Raw genomic sequence first — 226 nt, 5'->3', positions numbered from 1 at the left:
CAGCAGTCCAAACTTGTGCTGCCGTTTCTGCAGAATACTTTCCATCCTGCCCTGCAGCTGCCGCATCGCCATATCCGTACGCTGCTGCAATGGCTCCAGCCAGCGTTCAGGCTTGGCTAAAGCCCATGATCCCTGCAGACGCTGCAGCTTATGCTGCGCCTGTTCCAGTTGATGCACAAGCACCCGCTCGCCGCGTGCTGTCAGTTCCTCAACATAGCGCAGATAC

1 protein-coding gene is annotated in these 226 nt (G+C 57.5%); it reads right to left on the bottom strand.

All coding sequences use genetic code 11. From position 1 onward, the window contains the following. A partial coding sequence (locus HJV72_RS19030) for a hypothetical protein (RefSeq protein WP_208073438.1) occupies positions 1 to 226 on the bottom strand: 226 nt, incomplete at both ends.

Source organism: Extibacter sp. GGCC_0201, assembly GCF_017566055.1.
Lineage (GTDB): Bacteria > Bacillota > Clostridia > Lachnospirales > Lachnospiraceae > Extibacter.
The sequence above is the reverse complement of the archived record's forward strand: the minus strand, read 5'-3'. Positions and strand labels throughout refer to the sequence as shown.